The following is a 20054-nucleotide window of genomic DNA, read 5'->3' as shown; positions in this document are numbered from 1 at the left end:
TTGAGAAAGTTTTTAATATTAACCCTTAGCTTGGCTTGTGCTTACTTTTTTACTGGGTATTTTAGCAACTCACTTCTTTCTGTAGATGGCTATGCGGTTGCCTCTTGGCCGCCCTCAGGAATTGCTTTAGCGAGCTTTTTAATTTGGGGACGTAAGTCATTTATTGGCCTTATTCTTGGTGCTTTCTGTACTAACTTAATTCATCTTGATAACACCGTAGATATTCTTCATTTTAATGTGCTTTTACAAGCTATTTGCGTCACTTTAGCCTCTGTTTTACAGGCTTGGATTGGTCGTCAAATTATAGTAAATGTTATAAAGACTCCACTAGATTTATCTTCTTTAAAACACAGTGTGCAGAGCTTAATAGTAGCAGGACCAATATGTTGTGTTATTGCTGCAGGTGTAGGAACAAGTTTATTAGCATTGAATAATGTGCTTCCGACCAATGCTATTTTTGATAACTTTATAGCATGGTGGATTGGCGACAGTATTGGCGTACTTATATTTACACCTTTAGTACTCGCCGCTTTTAATTACACACAAGTACGCCACCGTATGTTGGTAATTTTACCCTCGCTATTAATTTATATACTGATCAGCGTTAGTTTTTATGGCGCTGCTAGTGTTAAAAAAGAAAAAGACATTCAAAAGCAAGAAGCCAAAATACTTGTTGTGCAAAATGCTATAAGCCAAAAGCTTGATGGTATTACTGCTCATTTAGGCTTATTAGCTACGTTTTTTGCTAGTAGTAGTGACGTGAACTTTAAAGAGTTTAAACAATTTACTTCAAAGCAGTTGGACTACAGCCAAGAAATTCTAGCTTTTGAATGGATACCTTATATACCAGCAAATAAACTCGCAGATTTTGAAGCTCGTGATAATACAGCCACAGGCAAACCTTTATATATAAAAGAAAAGTCACTTGATGGAGGTTGGCAACCTGCAGGTACTCGTAGTAATTACTTTCCTGTAAAGTACGTATATCCCTTAAAAGGTAATGAAGATGTTTTAGGGTTTGATTTAGCTTCTAGTAAAGTAAGAGGTGCAGCGCTTAGCAAAGCGAAAGAGCTTAATGAACTTGCACTAAGTGAGCCAATTAACTTGGTCCAAAATACAGCTGAAGACGGTGTACTCTTTTTATATCCTGTTTTTGGAGAGTCGTCTACCGAAGATGATTTTCAAGGTTTTGTGGCAGCGATTGTCAGTCTGAAACGCTTATCGCAAACACTATTATTTGATCACAACAACTCAATTTCAGTCAGTTTTTTTGATACAACGATACCAGGGAAAAAGCAGGCAATTTATATTGCCGATACCGATAACTCGCAAACGCTGTTTAAAGAATATCAATTGTTGATTAGCAAACGCATGTGGCAGGTCGAGTTATATGAACCAATAGTTAGAACGTCTTGGTTAATGTATTGGCTTGCACAAATAGTAGGTATGTTGTTTGTGTGGTTACTGATTACATTTTTGATTTCAGTTACAGGTACAAACATACAAATTCGCGAACAAGTGGCTAAGCAAACGCATACATTACGCAAAGAAAAACAAAAAGCAGATGAAGCGAGTCACATTAAAGGGCAGTTTTTAGCAAACATGAGTCACGAAGTCCGCACCCCTATTAACGGTATAAAAGGGCTGCATTATTTGGCGCTGCAACAGAATGATTGGCAACAAGCAAGGAGTTACATTGAACAAGCAGATGGAGCACTGGGTGTTTTACTGCGGGTATTAAACGATGTGCTCGACTTTTCAAAAATGGAAGCAGGCAAGCTAGACTTAATGCAAGAGCCTATTAACGTAGCGAGTTTAGCGGATGAAATGCTTAATTTACTTCAGTTTGAAGCTGACATTAAATCAATAAAGTTAAGTCTCGATTTTGATAAAACATCAAATTTGGTCATTAATACCGATCCAATTCGCTTAAAACAAGTGCTGCTGAATCTGCTCAATAATGCGGTTAAATTTACAGGGGAAGGTGAAATCACTCTGAAAATTTGGCAATCGAAAAAAATGACTTATTTTAGTATTAACGATACGGGTATTGGTATTAGTAGCGAAGCACAGAAACAATTGTTTAAACCGTTTGCACAAGCTGATAGCTCAACCTCACGCCAATATGGTGGTACAGGCTTAGGATTAAGTATTTGCAAAAAACTGGTTGAGTTAATGGGTGGTGCAATTGATTTAGTTAGTTATGAAGGTAAAGGCTCTACATTTACATTTAGTTTGCCGCTAATATCGCCTTTACCAAAGGCAGAACAAATTCAGCAGCAACACAACGAAATAGACGTAAGTACATTATCATTTACAGGCTGTAAATTACTTTTAGTAGAAGATAATCCACTTAATCAGCATGTTGCTAATGCTATTTTAAAAACGAAAGGCTGTATTGCCGACATTGCTAACGATGGTTTTGAAGCCATAGAAAAGCTAGCCGAAAATAGCTACGACATTGTGCTTATGGATATTCAAATGCCAAAAATGGATGGACTCAAAGCAACAAAAGTAATTCGTCGTGATTTAGAGTTAATTGATTTACCCATAATAGGGCTATCGGCGAACGCCCATGACGATGACGTTAAAAAGGCACTAGCCTGTGGAATGAATGGCTATATTACCAAACCTATTGATGCAAATACGCTTTTTAAAACTCTTTGGCATTACTTATCAGGAAAATAGGCTATATCATTTTTTTGCACAAAAAGCAGACATATGACCGCTAAAACTTACCGCAAATCATATAGACTTGAAAAATAACTGTATCTGCGTATCATGCGCGCAAATTTAACTAAACTGGGTTGCTATTATGATCAATAGAGAATTACCTTTGCTAGATATTCACCGCCATTTAGACGGTAATGTACGTGCGCAAACCATATTAGAACTTGGTCGACAGTTTAATATAGAGCTACCTGCAGATAACGTTGAAGCATTAATCCCTCATGTTCAAGTTATTGATCCTGAACCAAACCTCATGGCTTTTTTACAAAAGTTAGATTGGGGAGTTACTGTGCTTGGCGACTACGATGCGTGTAGACGTATCGCAATTGAAAACATTGAAGATGCACAAGCACAAGGTCTTGATTATGTGGAGCTTCGATTTAGCCCTTACTACATGGCACAAAGCCAAGGTTTACACCCAGAAGGCGTTGTAGAGGCAGTTGTTGATGGTATTAAATCAGCAACAAAGGGCGCAAATATAAAAGCTAACTTGATTGGTATTTTATCGCGTACTTATGGCGTAAAAACGTGTCAAAAAGAGCTTGATGCATTACTCGCATTTAAAAATGATTTAGTCGCTGTTGATTTAGCCGGTGACGAAATTGGCTTCCCGGGTGAGTTGTTTGTAGAGCACTTTAAACAAGTACGAAATGCGTATTTAGCTTCGACTATTCATGCTGGAGAAGCACTTGGTGCTCCAAGTATTTGGCAAGCAATTAATGAGTTGGGTGCGAGCCGAATAGGGCATGGCGTTAAAGCAATTGAAGATCCAAAACTAATGGATTATTTACGCGATAACCGTATTGGTATTGAGTCATGCTTAACAAGTAATATTCAAACCAGTACAGTAAACGATTTAACTAAGCACCCACTTAAACAGTTTTTAGATCATGGTATTTTAGCGTGTATTAATACTGATGATCCTGCGGTTGAAGGTATTGAAATTGAGTATGAATATACCGTTGCTGCACCTAAAGCAGGCTTATCTCAAGCTGATATGGAAAAAGCCCAAAAAAATGCTTTAGAAATAGCATTTTTAAGCGATGGCGATAAAAAAGAACTTTTAGCACTCGTTAGCGCACGTTAATGTAAGAGCATTAAAAATGCCGCTTTATATAAGCGGCATTTTTGTATCTGCAATTTAGTGTGTTTGGCAGCTTATGTAATTATCGTAAAGTGCTTTAAGTACATCTGCTCGGCTGATCATACCGATTACTTTAATGCCCTCTACAACAGGGTAGTTTTTTGGTTTACCAGGCTGTATCTGCTGTGCAAGCTCAATAATGTTGGTATCGCCGCTAACGGTCACTACCTCTGTTTGCATAAGCTGCGATACTTTAACCATCCCATCACAAAAATAACTGCTTTGAGTAAGTGGTTGTAACAGCTCTTGCTCTGATATAAATCCAACTAAGTATTTATCTTTATCAAATACTGGTGCGCCAAGTAGTTTAAATTTTTGTAGTTCTGCTATGGCTGTCGTCATTTCTGTATCTGGTGTGATATTTGGCAACTTGCGTTGCATAAAATCTTTTACTTTTGTATTTAGCATTTGGGTCTCTCCCGCTGATGTTCTATACAAAGTATGGTTTATAGATAGGGATTTAGGAAATTGTTTATATTGATGGAGTTGATAGGTTTTAACTATTAAATATTTGTTGTTATAAAAATAAAGGCACCGATTAGGTGCCTTTATTTATAACTGAAAGTAAATTTCAATTATTTGATAAATGCGAATGCATCTGCGTACATGTTTTCACGAATTGCACCATGAGTAATAAAGTCATCACGGACAATACCTATCATGTCAAAACGACCTGCCATATAAATATCGTATGGTTCTAGTGACACAATATCTTGCATTACTGCTTTGTGTACATAGCCAGTGTGTCCTTGCCAATTAGCAGATGGATTTTCTACTACAGGAATAAACTTAAAATTCTCATGGCTATCTGCCCATGCTTGCATTTCTGTGTGTGCGTATAAAGCAGATTCTTCTTTTACGCCCCAGTAAAACAATACAGGACGGTCGCATTTTATTTCAGCTAAATGATCAGCCATTGATTTTGCGTATGAAAAACCAGTACCACCGGCGAGTAAAATAATAGGGCGCTCACATTGCAGGCGCAACTGTGAAATACCCAAGCCAGCTTCAATGTCTACTAACTGCCCTGTGGTATGGGCGTTTCGTAAATGCTCTAACGATTGCATTGCATACGAATCGGCACCTGAGGCGCCAATATGCAGTTCTATTGCATCGCACTGTGAAGGGCGACTAGCTATAGAAAAAGCACGTTTGTCTTTTTCGCCTAATACGAGTTGCATGTATTGGCCAGCTTCAAAGGTCACAGGTTGTTGTGGCTTTAAAATTACTTTATGAACAAATTCTGTAAGTGGGCTGATAGCTACAACTTCAGCTTTTAATGTTTGCATTTTTTACCTTTTAGCAGCGCTTGTAACAGCAGATACGCAATCGAATAGCTCGATTCTAGCATATCTGCAGGGTTATTTTATAGCCTGATATGTACTTACATATAAACACTTAAACAATATTAAGGCTTTCCCAAATATCATCTACACGGTCTTTGGTGTCTTTATCCATAACAATAGGCTCGCCCCATTCGCGGGTGGTTTCGCCAGGCCATTTATTGGTAGCATCCATTCCCATTTTTGAACCAAGACCTGAGACTGGTGATGCAAAATCGAGATAATCAATAGGTGTGTTTTCTATTAATGTTGTATCACGCGCTGGATCCATTCGGGTTGTTATAGCCCAAATAACATCTTCCCAATCGCGGGCGTTAACATCGTCATCGCAGACGATTACAAATTTGGTGTACATAAACTGGCGTAAGAACGACCAAACTCCCATCATCACGCGCTTAGCATGGCCTGGATATTGTTTTTTCATTGTTACAATCGCCATACGATATGAGCACCCTTCAGGCGGAAGGTAAAAGTCGACAATTTCAGGGAATTGCTTTTGTAGTATCGGCACAAACACTTCATTAAGTGCCACACCTAAAATAGCAGGCTCATCAGGCGGACGGCCGGTAAATGTGCTGTGATAAATAGGATCTTTACGATGCGTTAAATGAGTGACCGTCATTACTGGAAAGTCATCGACTTCATTATAGTAACCGGTATGGTCACCATAAGGGCCTTCTGGCGCCATTTCACCAGGCATTATGTAACCTTCAAGTACTATTTCTGCACTGGCAGGGACTTGTAGGTCATTTGAAATAGATTTTACAACTTCGGTTCTGCTGCCACGTAATAACCCAGCGAATGCATATTCGCTTAGAGTGTCAGGTACAGGCGTTACGGCACCTAATATAGTGGCAGGATCGGCACCTAATGCTACCGATACAGGGTAGGGTTGCCCTGGGTTTTCTTTACACCATTCTTGAAAATCAAGCGCGCCACCACGATGTGACAACCAGCGCATAATTATTTTATTTTTGCCTAATAATTGCTGGCGATAAATACCTAAATTTTGGCGCTTTTTATAAGGCCCTTTAGTAACTGTAAGGCCCCATGTGATTAATGGCGCTGCATCACCTGGCCAACAATGCTGAATAGGTAATTTAGTTAAATCTACATCATCACCTTCTAAAACTACTTGTTGGCAAGGTGCTTTTTTAACTTCTTTTGCAGGCATATTAAGCACTTGCTTAAAAATAGGTATAGCGCCTAGAGCTTCTTTAATACCCTTTGGTGGATCAGGTTCTTTTAAAAAAGCGAGTAGCTTACCCACTTCGCGAAGCTCGCTAACATCTGTTTGGCCCATGCCCATTGCTACGCGTTTTGGTGTACCAAATAAGTTGGTAAGTACCGGCATATCGTAGCCTTTTGGGTTTTCAAATAATAACGCAGGGCCTTTTGCACGCAATGTGCGATCAGATATTTCGGTCATTTCAAGATACGGGTCGATTTCTTGGGTGATACGTTTAAGTTCGCCTTTTTTTTCAAGCAAATCGATAAAATCACGTAGATCTTTATATTTCATTGTGGGCCGCTATTAAGCAAAAGAGTTAAAGTATTATACCCATTTCATGCAAGGCAAGTCATTACTTGCACTTAAAACTTAAAGCGCTCTACGGCACTCGTTAAAGAGTGTGCAAGTTGGTTTACGTCTTCACTTTCGCTTGCTAGGGTTGTCGCATTTTGGGCATTCAAGGTTGCTTGCTCTGTCACCTTGGCCATTATTTGTTGAATGTCGCCACTGTTAGTCAATTGCTCATGTGATGCATGAGCAATTTGCTCACTCATCTGATTAACAGACAACAATGTGCTTTTAATACGCTCTACGGCTTTATTTAGTTCAGTGCTGTTTTTAACACATTGCTTGGCTTGGTATTGGCCATCAGTAATGTGTTCTTGAGTTGTTTTAGTGTGTTGTTGCAATGTTTGGATCATGGTGTTTATTTCGCTAGTCGAGGTTTGTGTACGAGCAGCTAATGATCGAACCTCATCAGCAACTACAGCAAACCCGCGTCCGTTTTCACCCGCTCGCGCTGCTTCAATTGCAGCATTAAGTGCTAGTAAGTTAGTTTGCTCGGCAATGCTACTAATTGTTTCAACAATGGCTTCAATAAGCTGGGTGTACTGTGCGAGTTCTTCTGTGCTGCCTACTGCTTTATCAAGGCGCTGCAATAAAGTTTCTATACTTAGACTATTTTGATTAGCAATCTCGTTTACATCATTTGCAAATTGCGATGCATTGGTTATTTCACTTGATGTTTTATCAGCTTGCTCATAAACCGCTTGTGAGTTGGTTAGCATATTTTGTGCAAGCGATGTTGCCTGCGCGCTTCGCTCTAACTGCTGTTGTGCAACAACCGTCATTTGCTGACCTTTTTCACTGGTTTTAATAGCGCTGCGGTCTAGTTCGTGGGCGTCGCTACTAATTGCACCAATTAGGTTAGTAAGATCTTCACTGAGTTTATTTATGTTATTTAGCAAAGTACCAAATTCATCTTTACTACGTGGGTGGCTTCGCTTTGATAAATCACCTGAGGCGATTCGGGCTAAATCGCGGTTTACTTTTTTAAGCGGTTTTAGCATTGCGCGAGTTGTAAAAATAGAGATTGCGATAATCAATATAATTAAAACAATCGTAATAATTACTACAGAACTAATCCCTGTATTTATGGCGGCCTTTGCATTAGTTTGTAAGGCATTAAAGCGCTCATCAGCCAATTTATTAAGTTCAATAAGCTGACCTTCTGTTGTTATAAATTGCTGTTGAAAGTGTTCAAAATTTTGAGCTGCAGCAATAGCACTTTTGAGTACTTTATTTTGTTGGGCGTAAATTCCTGTATCGTTGTTAAGTAACTCTCTTAATTGATTAAACTTAGCCGTTAAATTTTTAGCATTAAACGCATTATCAAAAGGTAGCGCTTGTTGCTCTAAATAGGTGAAATTAGGTTGGATGTTATCTAGTAGAAATAGAGTATCTTGCTGATGACTATTTAAATCATTGATACTTGCAGTTTGAGTAATGCTTTTTATATTATTGCTTAAGTTAAACAATAAATCATCTATACGGGTCGCTGTTCCAAACATAGCATTAAGTAACGCCTGCTGTTTTACAGGCACTTCTAAAAGTTCTATATCAAGTAAGTTAGAACTTAAATTGTAAAGTTGCTCGTTAAACGTTGCTGATAATTCTATGGTGGAATTTTGCGCTACAAACTTACGCTCTTTAGCGCTAAACATTGCGACACTTACTTCAGTCAGTTGCTCGAAACCTGCGTTGGTACTGGTGAGTAAATTTTGCATTGTTATTTGTTGATTTAGTTGAGTGCTTAACAAATTGAGCATATCGCTAAATTGTTGTTGCTCAACTTGCGCCTGTTTTTTATTTTGTTGAAGTAAATCAAGGTTTGCTTGGCTGTAAGCTAAGGCGTTAAATTTGGTAATAGACAGTAATGATAGCCTTAAATCTTTGCTGAACTGTTGTAACGGAACCGCTAATTTTTCGGTTCGGGTATTGTTAACGCTAATTTTGTTTAATGACCAATAAAAAAATACACTACTTGTTAGCACCAATATGCCAATGGCTGTAAAGGCTAAAATTATTTTATGTTTGATCGCAATTGAACGCATAACTTCATCACAATAATGGGTCTTTAATTATTGTAGCACTATTGTAATTTATTGGTTTTTTTTATGTTAAACCTTGGTGCACTGTCTTTTTTTACCTGCAATGATTAACATGGCTTCCTTACCCTTACCCCAAAACAGTACCTCTTCACTTATATATTTATTCCCAGATGCACTTTTTTCGTGATTAAGTACATGCACTTTATTGTTAAAGATAAGTTCGGCTTCAGAATTATTAATAATATTGAGTTTTACGCTCTCATCATCGCATTGGTAAGCAGTACTGGTTTTTAAATCACTACATGCGGTTAAGCTTAGTAAAATAGCGATTAATGCTAAATATACTTTCATTTTTCCTCCCATCTTCTTTAAACGTTAGTTAAAACACAGGGCAAAATTTTAATCTAATGTAAGAATAACAAAGCAAAATTAACCGTTGGTGAAAGTAGCGCTTTAAGTTATGTTTATAGCAATATTTTTTGAGCTCGGAAGCTTTATGGCAGGCACTAACCTTTTAACGTTATTAGATGATATAACCACTTTACTTGATGACATTGCGACAATGAGTAAGGTTGCAACAAAAAAAACAGCGGGTGTATTAGGCGATGACTTAGCGCTCAATGCACAGCAGGTTACAGGTGTAGCAGCAGAGCGTGAATTACCGGTTGTTTGGGCTGTGGCAAAGGGCTCATTTTTAAATAAAGCGATACTCGTACCCGCTGCTTTATTAATAAGCGTATGGCTGCCTTGGTTAATAACACCGCTTTTAATGATGGGTGGTTTGTTTTTATGTTTTGAGGGAGCTGAAAAAGTATTTGCTAAGTTTTTGCCTCATAACAGTGAGGCGGTAGACGAGGGTGAGAAATTAGATTTAGTTGAGTACGAAAAACAAAAAATAAAAGGGGCAATAAGAACCGACTTTATTCTTTCTGCCGAAATTATTGTGATTACTTTAGGTACTGTGGCAGGTGCTACATTGCTTAATCAAGCTTTAGTGCTTTGTGTTATCGCAATTATAATGACTATTGGTGTTTATGGCTTAGTGGCAGGTATTGTAAAACTGGATGATGCCGGGCTTTATTTACTCAACCAATCTAAAGTGTCAGCTAATAAATTTAAAGAATTACTTGGGAAAGGCTTACTCGCAGCAGCGCCTAGGTTGATGCAGTTTTTAGCATTTGCGGGCACCATCGCGATGTTTTTAGTCGGTGGCGGGATTTTAGTACATGGTGTTGAGTTACTGCATCATACTCAAGTCGATGTAACAAACTATGCCCAATCTGTTGCTGGCGGTACAGGAGAAGTATTAGCTCCTCTATTGTTTGATGGTTTGCTAGGCGTGACTGCTGGCTTAGTTGTTGTGCTTATACATGTAGGTTATACAAAGTTATTTAAAAAATAATTCCAAGCTGGCGTACTTGTTGCGCCAGCTTGGAATTCACTCATTAACAGTTAGCTATTTTACAAAGAGATTCCAATTCAAATTGTGCTTTAGTATTTTTTTGCTCAATGGCCTTTTTGTACCAATAAATAGCTTGCTGTTGATCCTGTTCTATTCCCTGACCATCACGATACATTTGCGCTAAATTTAATTGCCCCCATTGAGAGCCCGCTTCAGCAGCTTGTTTAAAGCTATTAAATGCTTCAACAAACAAACCATCTTTAAAGTAAATAATGCCTTGTTGATTGTTTTTATCGAGCTTTAAGCCTTTATATAGTGGCTTAGGTTTGGGAGGATGCATCACAAACCCACCATAAAGGATGTTGGCATAGGGGCGCAGCACGTCGTAAATAGCTTCGTCGTTGTAAAGGCGTGCTACTTCATCACGAGGGAGGGTGATTGTTTTAGTGGAAAAGTAATTGTCTTGAATTAGCTGGCTAGTACGCATTGCCAAAGTAATACTATTATTACGTTTATAGCTGTAGTTGCTTATCTGAAAGGTAATAAATTGTTCGTCAAAATTTAAAACTTGAGCAATTCTTAAATTGGTTAGGGTCCAGGGCTCGTGTGTAAATTTGTCGGCGTGTACTAAGTAGGTATCATATATTTTAGGCGCATTTAAATAGCCTTCCTTTCGAGTCTCGCTATTAAGGTGCTGTTGATAAAAAAATAAAACAATCCAAAGTAATAAAAATACACCAATAAAGTATTTAGGTAGGCTTAGTTTTTCTATTAACGGTAGTTGCGTTATTTTTACAGGTTCGCTTTTTCCGCATTGATAGCACTCGCGTTTATAGCTTAATTTTAAGGCAAGTATAGGTAAAATACTAAACCGTAAATAGCGGCTTTTATTTACTAAATGGTAGGCGTCGCTTTGACAATGAGGGCAGCGTGTTGTTTGTGCAAAATGTGGAAATGTTTCACTCGTGTTGAAAAGTAACATAAAGCACGCTCCTTGTTTAATTACCTAAAGGTAAAACAAGAAGCGTGTTAGTTAAAGCCACAAACTGTAAGTAAGTATGTCAGTTATTACTTATTTTGAGCTTTAGGCTTAATTGTTGTTTTTGCATCAGCAGCCATTAGAGCAAATACAGCGTATGCAGCGGTATTTTGACGCAGCTTAGCAGGTGTTACTTTATCAAGCGTATCGTCAGCTGTATGATGGTAATCAAAGTAATCTGTTCCATCTTGAGCAAGTTCAAAAATAGGTGCTGAGGTTGCTGCTTTAAGTGGAATTAGATCAGGGCCACCATTCGCTTGGTTTTTACCAATATGCTCAATATTTAACGGCGCAAGTTCTTTTGCAATAGCACGCACTACAGGAAGTGACTCTGCGCTTACGTTCGATTCAAAAGCATATACAACATCAGCGCCAAAATCAGACTCAGCTGCTGCAACAATATTGCTTAGCTCGTTTTTATGCTCTGTAAAATAAGCTTTTGCACCCCAAAGACCTAGCTCTTCAGCTGCAAAAAGTACCACACGAATACTTCGCTTAGGACGCTTTACATCGCTTATATGTTTAGCGGCTGCCATTGTTAGTGCAACGCCTGCGCCGTCATCTAGTGCGCCAGTTCCTAAGTCCCAAGAATCTAAATGCCCGCCAATTAATACATATTGCTCAGGGTTTTCGGTACCATTAAATTGGCCAATAACGTTATAACTAGTGCCTTCACCAAGGCTTTCGGTTTGCACATTAATATTTACAGAAACGTCTTTATCTAAAGCAATGAGTCGTGCAATCTGATCGGCATCTGGGTTAGCAATGGTTACATTAGGTATTTTTGTAACACCTTCTTTGTAGTAACTACCACCAGTGTGTGCAAAACGATGATGACCAGTACTTACCGAGCGCATCATGTAGGCAACAGCCCCTTTTTTAGATGCTTCTATCGCGCCTGTGCCACGTGCTTTTACAGCAGGTCCGTAACCATTCCCGTCTATATCGCGGTTCATGCGGTAATTAATATACGCAATTTTACCTTTTAGGCTATTTTCTGGTGCTGCAATTAACTCATCAAGTGTTTCGAACAAGACTACTGGTGCTGTGATCCCATCTTTAGGCGTGCTTATACTGTTACCTAATGCAGTTAAATGTAGAGGTTGCTCGCTTGGTGTTAGTATTTTTCCGCTTTCGCTATAACGGCGCCATTCAGGAAAAGTCGCTTCTTCAAGCCATACTTTATCAAAACCAAGCTCATTAAATTTAGCTTTAGCCCATGCCACTGCTTTTTTATCATTTTCAGTACCAGGTAAGCGAGGTCCTACTTCAGTTGTTAATGACTCTAGTAATTTATAGCTTAAACCACTATTTAGAGCAGAGGTGCGCACTTCATTGACTTGTTGTAATTGCTTTTGGGTAAATTCGGCGTTGTTAGCGTTTGCAGCCATACTACTAGTAAGCAGCAGTGCGGTAATTAATTTTTTCATTTGGGTAAGCCTTTTTAATAATTAGCGCTATTAGAACATGTAACAAACATGATAAAAAATAGATGAGATGAATAGGCTTTGTAATAGGTTTAATGCTGTTAGGTATAACCGTTTAGATATAAAAAAGCCCGCGTAAATGTACGCGGGCTATATTTTAAAACTATTATTGTAATCTATTAATCAAAAGCTAAATTGCGCAGCCAAACGAAGATTTGTACCTTCGCCAACAGTTACGTTATTAGTGCCACCACCGCCTAGATAGTTTTTATCAAATAAGTTTTCGATGTTAAGGCGTAAATTAATATCGGTATTACTTAAGTTAAACTTATAAGTGGCGCCTACATCAACACGTGTATATGCATCTTTAGTAATTGTATTATCGCTATCTGCAAAGCGCTCGCCTTCATAAAAAGCGCCAGCGTTAATGGCAATGGCGTCGTTTAATTCATAACGGGTCCAAAGTGATGCCGACCATTTAGGTGCATCAACAGGGCGTTTGCCTTCCAATACTTCATCGCGTTCAAAGTTAGCATCTAGATACATAGTTGATGCCATAACAAATAAGCGGTCAGTAGCAGCACCTTGTGCGCTTACTTCAACACCTTTATGGCGTTGTTCACCAATTTGGTTCGTTTCGGTTGTAAATGAACCAATAGCAGGATCTAGTTGTTCAGTTACCAGCGTACCTTCTTTACTAATATCAAAAACTGCACCTGTAAGCATTAGGCGGTCATCAAATAATTGCCATTTAATACCAATCTCTCTTTGCTCAGATGTAACAGCATCTAATTTCATGCCGTTATTAATATCCATAGGATCATCAAGAGTGTCGCTACTTTGAGGCTCAAAGCCTTCGGTATAGCTAGCGTATATAGTTGCAGAAGCATTTGGATGATAAAGCACACCTACTTTAGGTACGAACGATTCGTTATTGCTGTTTTCTTTACTTTGTTTATCGTAACGACCACCCAGTGATAGTTGCCATTCTGGTGAGAATGAAATTAAATCTTGGATATAAATCCCGTAGTAGTCGTAAGCAGATGAGCTAATAGTGTCATCTGATTTGTAACTTATATTTGGGCGATTAGGTTCGTTTTGCCCAGCCGTGTAATCGAAATGATATGATGTGTTTTTACGATCCTTAGGCACTTTTAATTGGCCATAATAATAATCAAGCGAGTTAGCACCAATTAAAAGTTGATGCTGAATACCTGCAGTTGCAAATTCACCAATAAAGTCCACAAAGGCAGTTTTAAACTGCCAATCATCGAAGCGATCGTAAGGTTTTGAGGTGTAGCTATCACCTTCGATAAAGTTACTTGGTCTACTTGGCGCTGACTCAAAGCGCTGGCGTTCAAACGTTTGCTCGTTGTAGCCTAAATTTACTTGCCAGTCATCGGTTAAAAATACCTTTAGGTCTATACCTACGTTTTCTACTGTGTTGTCAATAAATGCCCAAGACATATCACGAATAGTTTTGTCATCGCCAATAACATTGGCATTATCATCAATCCATGCACCGGTGTCTATGTTCGCTTTATCATCTGTACGGTCGTAATGAACACGTACAAGTGCATTGTCGCTAATATCATAATCGACAACTACAGCACCTAAAAAGCGATCGCGCTCACGGTTTTCACCATTTTGATATTCACGCCAGTAGTCAACGTCTTGCTTTACTAAAATACCACGAGCACGTAAATCTTCCGATTCAGTTAATGCACCTGCAGCATCTACCATAAAGCGCGTCGAGCCATGTTGGTCTACATCGGCACTGGCATTAAATAATGTTTGTGCTGTAGGCTTTTTAGTTACCATGTTAACCAAGCCACCAGGGCCTGACTGACCATATAAAATGCTTGATGGGCCTTTAATTACTTCAACTTGTTGCAAAATTTCGATTGGTTGTTGATAGTGTGACCAATGCTGATGACCGTCGCGTAAATAACCTGTCGATGAGCTCAACTCAAAGCCGCGTAAGTTAAATACTTCGCGATTTCGTTGTTGTGAGCCTGCAGTTAAGCTTGCGTCATTTGTGAGTACTTCACCAAGTGTAGTGGCAAGCTGTTCGCTAATAATAGTGTCGGTTATTACAGTGACAGATTGTGCGGTTTCAAGTAATGAAGCTGATGTTCTCATTGCGCCATTAGCGTTATCTACTTTGTAATCGTTAAAGTAGCTACCCTTTACTTCTATGCGCTCAAGGTCGGTAGTGTTTGCATATGTGCTTGTTGAAATGCTTGCTAATAGTGCTATGTAAATAGAATTCAGTTTCATTAATTGCTTCCAGCGTAGATATGTAAAAAACAATCGCGATCTTAATGCAAACCACTATCATTTTCAACATCTTCATTAACATGTTTTATAATGTGTTTGTTAATGGTTGCCAATTACGAATTCTGCTATTATAAGCTGCATATTAGTGGGGCTTTCTCCCATGTTATTTTATTGCTATGGAACTTACTGTGACTTCAACTGCTTTTTCATCTTTGGCTTTACCGGCTGGACTCGTTGATAACTTATCAACACTTGGTTATGCCCACATGACACCTGTACAAGCGCAAAGTTTGCCGCCTGTACTTGCTGGTAAAGACATCATTGCTCAGGCAAAAACCGGTTCAGGTAAAACTGCTGCGTTTAGCTTGGGTGTGTTAGCTAAATTAAACGTAAAACGCTTCCGTATTCAATCTTTAGTTTTGTGTCCGACTCGTGAACTTGCCGAGCAGGTTGCGGTTGAAATGCGTAAATTAGCACGTGGTATTCATAATATTAAAATATTGACGTTATGTGGTGGTGTATCAATTGGTCCGCAAATAGGCTCGCTCGAACATGGTGCGCATATTATTGTTGGCACGCCAGGGCGTGTTGATGACCATATTCGTAAAGGTACTTTACGTTTAGATGATGTGGAAACATTGGTGCTTGATGAAGCTGATCAAATGCTTGATATGGGTTTTCAAGACACACTTGATGCAATTATTGAGCGTATTCCACAAAATCGTCAAACATTGTTATTTAGCGCTACATTCCCAAGAGCTATTGAAGCAATTGCTAAGCGTGTACTTAAAAATCCAGAAATGGTTAAAGTAGAAGAAGAGCAAGCCAAAAGCACAATTAAGCAGTACTTCTACAAAATGGATAATAATAAGCAGCGCTATCCAACGCTTAAGTTATTACTTCTTAAATTTACACCACAAAGCTGTGTTGTATTTTGTAATACAAAGGTAGAAACTCAACAAGTGTGTGATGATTTAGCTGACGAAGGCTTCAGCGCTGTTGCATTGCACGGTGATTTAGAGCAACGCGATCGTGAACGTACGCTAATTCACTTTTCAAATAAAAGTGCTTCAATACTTGTTGCAACCGATGTTGCTGCACGAGGTTTAGATATTGATGACATGGATATGGTTATTAACTACCATTTAGCACATGACACGCAAACACATGTTCACCGTGTTGGCCGAACTGGACGTGCCGGTAAAAAGGGCATTGCTTGTTCTATTTATGGTGAAGCTGAAGCGTTTAAAATTGCACAAATTGGGGAGCATTACGAGCGTGATATTACTCCAGAGCAAATGCCGCCGTTTAATTTGTTAGATAAACCGCCGTACCGACCTGAAATGGTTACTTTGATGATTGATTCAGGTAAAAAGCAAAAAGTACGTGCAGGTGATATCCTTGGTGCTCTAACAGGTAAGGATGGAGTTGCAGGTCGTCAAGTAGGTAAAATTAACGTACTTGATAACGTAGCATTTGTTGCTGTTGAACGTAACTCATCAAAACCAGCACTTCGCAAACTAACCGAAGGCAACATTAAAGGGCGTAAAATACGCGCTCGTCGCCTTACTCGTTAATTTAAAAGGCTAAATTAACAAATTAGCGAGCAGCTACCTTTAGCTGCTCGTATTGTAATTTTATTTTTTTAAACTTAACTTCACAACCATTTGGTTTATCTGGGTGCATTTGTAATGCAAGTTGTCTCCAGCGCTTTTGAACGTTTTTAAGAGTGAAGTTTTCAGGTAACTTCCATGCTAAAGCCAACGCTTTAAATTCATTTTCATTTAATGCTTGTTGTGGTGATGTCGTTTTGAACTGATGCCAAAAACTATTCAAAAGCTCATCAATTTGATCTTCATCCGTATCGTAATTATACCAATCTAAATAATAATCTCGCAAATTTTCGTTTGTTGTTACTAAGCTATTACCTTCTTTTTCTAAAAGCTCGATATGCAGAGTTGAAATGAGTAAACTCTGAGGGCGTAATTGTGCCTGCAGTTGGTACAATGCATTCATAATTAAAAAGTTGCGTTTAAATAAATCACGTTCAGGGCTTTTATCGAGTGTTGTTATTGCGCTGCGGTTTGTCAGTTCTGCTGCTAAAGTATGAACTTGCCAAACCTGCCTTGTTAATATCAGCTCAAAAATCTCATCAATCAGTGGGTTAAGCATTGTTTAGGCCCTAGTAGTTAGTGTATCTTCAATAAAGATTACACTGATATAAGTAACGGTTTGAAGGATTAAAATTATGCTGGGCAAGTTTAAATGCCTCTTATTTACTATATGCTGTGTACTAATAGCTCCTAGCTATGCCCAAAATACTGAATCGTTATTTGAGCAATTCAAAAACGAAGTGCAGTGGGAGCCTAAATTACAATTAGCAAATACGTTACTAGCTAATAAAAACGTTTCTAAAAAAGAGCGTGTCGCTGTTTATTCGGCATTGGGTAATAGTGCGTTATCGGCTGATAATTTTAAAGAATCTTTACACTATTTTAAATTATTAGAAAAACACACTTCAGATACTTTCTTTCCTGACGAGCACTTTCGTGCAATAAAAATGCAAGGTGTAGCACTTTTTTATCAAGGCTTATTTCAAAAGGCCATAACTCAATATACCCGCACCCTAGTATTAGCTGAAAAAAATGAACAACTACTTGAACAAGCAAATTTACTAAATAATATTGGTTTGGCTTATTTTAATATGAATAAGCTAGGCGATACCCTAGAGTTTTACTTAAAGGCAAAAGCTATTTACGAAGCGCACGGTAGTGAGCAAGATCAAACCGACATATTACTTAATATAGCAGGCGTTTATATACGCTTATCACGCTACGATAGTGCATTTAGTCTTTATCAAGATGTACTTAAAGTTTATCAGCGGTTAGATGATAAAAGTGGTATTGCGCAGGTATACAACAATATGGGTGTTGCTCATATGGAGAGTAATCAATTTGACTTAGCACTTCATTATTACCAGCTAGCGCTGCGTTATTATATTTCAGCCAATGATTACAATAAGTTATCTACGCAATATACTAACTTGGCTAATACTAATTTAGTGTTAAAAAAAGTAGATGAAGCGTACGAGCAAGCTAAATTAGGTGAGTACTATGCGCTTAAAATAGGTAACCATAATTTAGAGCTTAATGCGCTACATGCGCTTGGTAAAATTCAGTTTGTTAAAGGCAACTTAGAAGAGGCGAAAATAAGTTTAGATAGAGCTATTTTACTTGCCCACGAATATGGCAGTGAGCGAATAATTAGGGAGGGTTTAGGGACTAAAGCACTACTTGAAGCCAGTAAAGGCGATTATTCAAGCGCAATGGCCTTGCAACAAGAATATATTAGTGAGCTACGAAAACTCAGAAGTACAGCAATTATAAATGCATTAGCGGTACTTCAGCATCAATTTAAAGCAACCCAATTAAACCAAGAGATAGAAAAACTTAAACAAGATCGACGTGTGCAAGAGCTAAAAATGTCGCAGCGTTCTCAGCTTACTTTATTCTCTTTTTTACTATTACTTTTGGTTGTTGTAACTGGTATTGCGCTTTACCGCCGTGGCGCAGAAAAACGCGCTAAGCAGCAGTTAACAGAGCAAGTTACGCAGCGCACTGCCGAGTTACAAGCAATAGCACAGGAGCTAAGAGAAGCTAACGATGTTAAAAGCCAGTTTTTGGCCAATATTAGCCACGAAATCCGCACTCCACTAACGGCTATTTTAGGGCAAACAGATGCTTTAATTAATGAATTATATGAGCCTGAGTCACTTAAAGATGAATTAAGAGTAATTCAGCGTCACAGTGACCATTTAAAAAGCTTAATAAATGATGTACTCGATTTAAGTAAAATTGAAGCCAATAGATTAGAGTTAAATATTTCGTGCTTTGATATTGTAGAGCTTGTAAATGACGTACATGCAATGTTTATCACTCAAGCAAAAGCAAAAAATTTACGCCTCATTTTAGACAATCAAGTGGGTAATGAGTTTTACACTAAGCTGGATTTAATACGCGTAAAACAGATTCTTATAAATTTATGTTCTAATGCTATTAAGTTTACTCACGCTGGCCAAATCATTATTGCTTTAAATAAGAGTGAACAAGGGCTAGTGATTATTGTAAAAGATACCGGTATTGGTATGAGCTCTAAACAGTTAAAGCTTATTTTTGAATGCTTTAGCCAAGCTGATAACAGTATTAGCCGTCGCTTTGGGGGGACAGGGTTAGGACTTAGCTTATCGCAACAATTAGCCGCGATGATGGGCGGTTATATCAGTGTACAAAGCGAATACAAAAAGGGCAGTCAGTTTTCGTTCTTTTTACCGTGCGCAGAAGTAAATAAATCGCAAAGCCTGATTGAAACTCAAAGTGCTCCAAAGGTAAATAAGCAATTGTCAGGGCGTGTTGTACTTGCAGAAGATCACCCTGATAATCGAAGGTTAATAAGCCGCTATTTACGTTCAATGGGGCTTGAGGTTATTGCCGTTGAAAATGGTGAGCAAGCGGTAGAGCAGTGCTTAAAAGAGTATCCTGATTTAGTGCTACTCGATATTCAAATGCCTGTGATGGATGGGCGTTCTGCTTTTCAGCTATTAAAACAGTGTGGTTTTGAGCGGCCTATTTTTGCTTTAACTGCAAATGCTATGAGTCATGAAGTGGATGGCTATTTAGAGTTAGGGTTTAGTGGTTACTTAGGTAAACCGATAGATAAAGAGTCATTTTATAAAGCGCTTTCCAGCCACCTACATAATGCAGAAGATCAGCCAATTACAAAGCAAAATGAAGTTGATATGAGCGATCTTGTGATAAGTTTTAAGCAAAGCTTTGCTTTGGAGAGTGAAACGATTACTCAGCATTTTATAAGTGAAGATTTAGCCGCGCTACAAAAAGATAGTCATCGCATTTTAGGAGCGGCGCAAATGTTTGGTTTAGATGAAATTGCGCAATCGGCTCAAAGTTTAGATAGAGCACTTTTACGCAGGACCCAAAAAAGTAGTGCGAATGACTTTAAAGCGCTCGTTGATACGTTGCAGAGTGTACTTAAAAAGTATAACGAAAGTTAA

General features: G+C 38.4%; 14 protein-coding genes. 5 read left to right on the top strand and 9 right to left on the bottom strand.

The genetic code is table 11. From position 1 onward, the window contains the following. Both RB214_RS16325 and add read left to right on the top strand, forming a co-directional pair. Complete coding sequence (locus RB214_RS16325; RefSeq protein ID WP_309167810.1) at positions 1-2688, top strand: CHASE domain-containing protein; 2688 nt, start codon at positions 1-3, stop codon at positions 2686-2688. 127 nt (positions 2689-2815) lie between these two features. Then, entirely contained in the window at positions 2816-3817 is a 1002-nt protein-coding gene (gene add, locus RB214_RS16320; protein ID WP_309167809.1) for an adenosine deaminase, read from the top strand. 54 nt (positions 3818-3871) lie between these two features. Here the strand turns inward: add and RB214_RS16315 are convergent, their stop codons facing one another. The 5 genes from RB214_RS16315 to RB214_RS16295 form a co-directional block, all read right to left on the bottom strand. Continuing rightward, positions 3872-4282: a CBS domain-containing protein gene (locus RB214_RS16315; protein ID WP_309167808.1), complete on the bottom strand. Its 411-nt coding sequence runs from the start codon at positions 4280-4282 to the stop codon at positions 3872-3874. Positions 4283-4449: 167 nt separating this feature from the next. After that, positions 4450-5163, bottom strand: a complete 714-nt coding sequence (gene fre / locus RB214_RS16310; RefSeq protein ID WP_149594663.1) for an NAD(P)H-flavin reductase — start codon at positions 5161-5163, stop codon at positions 4450-4452. A 109-nt stretch (positions 5164-5272) separates the two neighbouring features. Then, the gene (gene ubiD, locus RB214_RS16305; protein ID WP_002960958.1) at positions 5273-6739 is read right to left on the bottom strand and encodes a 4-hydroxy-3-polyprenylbenzoate decarboxylase; all 1467 of its coding nucleotides are present in this window, start codon (positions 6737-6739) and stop codon (positions 5273-5275) included. Positions 6740-6810: 71 nt separating this feature from the next. Continuing rightward, complete coding sequence (locus tag RB214_RS16300; RefSeq protein WP_309167807.1) at positions 6811-8841, bottom strand: methyl-accepting chemotaxis protein; 2031 nt, start codon at positions 8839-8841, stop codon at positions 6811-6813. A 66-nt stretch (positions 8842-8907) separates the two neighbouring features. Next, positions 8908-9189, bottom strand: a complete 282-nt coding sequence (locus tag RB214_RS16295; RefSeq protein WP_024605925.1) for an MliC family protein — start codon at positions 9187-9189, stop codon at positions 8908-8910. Between the two features lie 145 nt (positions 9190-9334). On the opposite strand from RB214_RS16295, the gene RB214_RS16290 reads away from it, so the two are divergent. After that, the gene (locus RB214_RS16290) at positions 9335-10240 is read left to right on the top strand and encodes a DUF808 domain-containing protein (RefSeq protein WP_309167806.1); all 906 of its coding nucleotides are present in this window, start codon (positions 9335-9337) and stop codon (positions 10238-10240) included. A 43-nt stretch (positions 10241-10283) separates the two neighbouring features. Here RB214_RS16290 and RB214_RS16285 read toward each other — a convergent pair whose 3' ends face one another. From RB214_RS16285 to RB214_RS16275, 3 genes are all read right to left on the bottom strand, one after another. Next, complete coding sequence (locus RB214_RS16285) at positions 10284-11222, bottom strand: tetratricopeptide repeat protein (protein ID WP_309167805.1); 939 nt, start codon at positions 11220-11222, stop codon at positions 10284-10286. An 86-nt stretch (positions 11223-11308) separates the two neighbouring features. Further along, positions 11309-12709 carry a M20/M25/M40 family metallo-hydrolase gene (locus tag RB214_RS16280; RefSeq protein ID WP_309167804.1) on the bottom strand — a complete coding sequence of 467 codons (1401 nt, stop codon included), beginning with the start codon at positions 12707-12709 and terminating at the stop codon, positions 11309-11311. A gap of 180 nt (positions 12710-12889) precedes the next feature. Next, positions 12890-14986 carry a TonB-dependent receptor gene (locus RB214_RS16275; RefSeq protein WP_309167803.1) on the bottom strand — a complete coding sequence of 699 codons (2097 nt, stop codon included), beginning with the start codon at positions 14984-14986 and terminating at the stop codon, positions 12890-12892. A 188-nt stretch (positions 14987-15174) separates the two neighbouring features. Between RB214_RS16275 and dbpA the strand changes: the two genes are divergently transcribed. Then, entirely contained in the window at positions 15175-16563 is a 1389-nt protein-coding gene (dbpA, locus tag RB214_RS16270; RefSeq protein ID WP_165743273.1) for an ATP-dependent RNA helicase DbpA, read from the top strand. 22 nt (positions 16564-16585) lie between these two features. Here dbpA and RB214_RS16265 read toward each other — a convergent pair whose 3' ends face one another. Next, the gene (locus RB214_RS16265; RefSeq protein WP_309167802.1) at positions 16586-17158 is read right to left on the bottom strand and encodes a DNA-J related domain-containing protein; all 573 of its coding nucleotides are present in this window, start codon (positions 17156-17158) and stop codon (positions 16586-16588) included. 76 nt (positions 17159-17234) lie between these two features. Between RB214_RS16265 and RB214_RS16260 the strand changes: the two genes are divergently transcribed. Next, entirely contained in the window at positions 17235-20054 is a 2820-nt protein-coding gene (locus RB214_RS16260) for an ATP-binding protein (protein ID WP_309167801.1), read from the top strand.

The sequence above is a fragment of the Pseudoalteromonas sp. HL-AS1 genome (genome assembly GCF_031198785.1).
Lineage (GTDB): Bacteria > Pseudomonadota > Gammaproteobacteria > Enterobacterales > Alteromonadaceae > Pseudoalteromonas > Pseudoalteromonas distincta.
The sequence above is the reverse complement of the archived record's forward strand: the minus strand, read 5'-3'. Positions and strand labels throughout refer to the sequence as shown.